The organism is Halomonas sp. AOP25-F1-15, from assembly GCF_052378675.1.
In the GTDB taxonomy this organism is placed as follows: Bacteria; Pseudomonadota; Gammaproteobacteria; order Pseudomonadales; family Halomonadaceae; genus Vreelandella; species Vreelandella casei.
Genome location: NZ_JBQSXV010000019.1, coordinates 1 through 2,298, shown reverse-complemented (window position 1 = coordinate 2,298; position 2,298 = coordinate 1). Strand labels below are relative to the sequence as shown.

Below are 2,298 nucleotides of genomic sequence, written 5' to 3'. Positions count from 1 at the left end.
GGTCATTACTGGCATTGCCAAGAATACAAAAGTTCTAAATTGCAGTGGAATGACCTTCAGTCCTGGATTCAACTAATAAGTGCAGCACCTGCGGTTTCTAGTGCTCCTGAGTATTCACCTAAGAACACCTGGGCTGGGGTTCGGTATCCCAGCCGCTTTCTTGGTCTATCGTTTAGCTTATTGACGACACTTCGTAGCTCGGCATTGGTCACTTTGCGGAAGTCAGTACCTTTAGGAAAATACTGCCTAATCAGACCATTGGTGTTTTCATTAGTACCACGCTGGCATGAGCGGTACGGGTCGCAAAAATAGGTCTTAGCCGAGACGGCCTTGGCAACTTTCCGGTGCTCAGCGAATTCCGACCCATTATCCAAAGTGATGGTGTGCACTGCCCCTCGGCGTGGTGCCAATAACCGCGTCATTGCCTGAGCCGTTCTAGTGGCGGTGATTGTTGGCAGCCGCGCTGCCAAGAGGTAGCCACTGCGTCTTTCGACCAGGGTCACCAGTCCAGATTCTTTGTGGCCCTTAAGCACCGTGTCGCCTTCCCAATGTCCGATATGGCGCCGTTCTTCCACCTTGGCAGGGCGCTGCTCAATGCCTACTCGGTGCGGGATTTTGCCTAACCCCGCCCGCTTAGCCAATTGGCGCTGGTAGCGCCGCTGGCGTGGCAGTCGGAGCCGTTTCCATAATGTTCCACCGTGCTTCTTGTCGTCCCAGATTAACGCATAGATCCATTGATGGCTTACGCAGGCCCCGTTGGCATTGGCCATGAAGCCACTGATTTGCTGAGGGCTCCATTCGTCCATCAATTGGTCAGTGACCCAGCGAATCAGGCTGGGCAGCCGCTTCGTCACTTTCCAGGCAGTGCGTCGGCGCTGATCACTTGCCGATTGAGCCTGTTCAGGCGCATAACCACTGGTCAGACCGTTGCGCTTTATCTCGCGACTAATGGTGCTGCTATGGACACCAATGGCCTTAGCTATCTTTCGCTGGCTAATGCCGGTCTCAAGATAGGCAAAAATTTGGTATCGTTGGATCTGGGTCAGTTGTCGGTATCCCATGCTCTGCTTCACTTTGGTAGGTAAGGCAGAGAGGGTACCGGCGCTGGCCCTCCTGCCTCTACCTTGTGGTCCAAAGTGCTGCGCTTATTCTATGAATCCAGGGTACGTGCTTAATAAGAAAAAGTGACGTGAAAGGTACGACTGGCGTAGGCAGGTTCTTCTGCGCGAACCCGAATTCAAGTAGTCTCTACTATGGATAACGAAAAAAGCGGCTAACTGGGAATGTAAGGCATGGATCGTGGTGCCAATTTTTGGCGTAATGAAGTCGTAGCTTTTCTTGCGCTATCGACTATCAAAGGTGTTGGGTACTGGACGCTATTTCGTCTGATGTTGCCCGGGAAAGGGTTCAAAGACTTTCTCAAAAATTCACCGATTTCTGTTCTTGAAAAAGAGCTGAAGGTATCACTTTTGCTGGACGGTGAAAGTCCTGAAGAGTGGCAGCATAGAGTCTGGGAGGCTGGCCTTCAGCTAGCCAGGGAACTGGCCAAATATAGAGCACGGCTAGTCTTTCGGGATCAGGAGGAGTTCCCAGGCAGGCTTAAAGAAATTGAAGATGGGCCGCGCTGGCTATTTATCCAAGGGGATATTCGAACCCTTTATAATCGTCCAATTGCTGTTGTGGGCACTCGTAAGCCTTCAAAGGATGGTGAGTTCTTGGCTCGCTACGTTGTCGCAACACTTGCACATTCAGAGAGAACGGTAGTATCTGGCCTCGCTTTTGGCATCGACCAAGTTGCTCATCAGGAGTCTCTCAGGTATGGCTTGCCCACAGTGGCGGTTTTAGGAAATGGAATATTCCTTGATTACCCCAAAGGCTCTCAAGAGATCCGTGAGAAAATTTTGATGAATGGCGGGGCAGTCATAACAGAATACCTGCCACATCAATCTTATTCTGGTGAGAACTTTGTGAGGCGAAATCGAATCCAGGCAGGCCTTTCTGAGTTTGTTATTCCAGTTGAATGGAAAATAAAGAGCGGCACAGCTCACACTGTTGAATATGCTTCAAAATACCAAAGAAAAGTGGTCAATATATTCCTGCCAGGAACAGCAAAAGCCCGACCAGAAATGGTTTTTTCGGAGCGTGCACGTGGCGCAACATCGTTTGAGATACCTAGAGAAACCGAGCAGCTTATAGCGCTACTGGATTTGGATACCTCCTCATTGCAAGTGGATTCCGAGCAATCAGAAGATATCGCGACCGAACCAGTGCAACAGAATTTAGAAATTTAGGTAGTTC

At 50.1% G+C, this 2,298-nt stretch carries 2 protein-coding genes; one reads left to right on the top strand and one right to left on the bottom strand.

The window, feature by feature from the left end:
- Positions 1-68: 68 nt before the first annotated feature.
- A complete protein-coding gene (locus ACT3TF_RS17155; protein WP_096277122.1) occupies positions 69-1,061 on the bottom strand; it encodes an IS30 family transposase in 993 nt (330 codons plus the stop codon).
- Between the two features lie 231 nt (positions 1,062-1,292).
- Between ACT3TF_RS17155 and ACT3TF_RS17150 the strand changes: the two genes are divergently transcribed.
- Positions 1,293-2,291 carry a DNA-processing protein DprA gene (locus ACT3TF_RS17150; RefSeq protein WP_086961193.1) on the top strand — a complete coding sequence of 333 codons (999 nt, stop codon included), beginning with the start codon at positions 1,293-1,295 and terminating at the stop codon, positions 2,289-2,291.
- Positions 2,292-2,298: the final 7 nt, after the last annotated feature.

What these genes read in the sequence shown, in the direction of transcription:
- ACT3TF_RS17155 (WP_096277122.1), bottom strand. Translation starts at nt 1,061, where the DNA reads ATGGGATACCGACAACTGACCCAGATCCAACGATACCAAATTTTTGCC.
- ACT3TF_RS17150 (WP_086961193.1), top strand. Translation starts at nt 1,293, where the DNA reads ATGGATCGTGGTGCCAATTTTTGGCGTAATGAAGTCGTAGCTTTTCTT.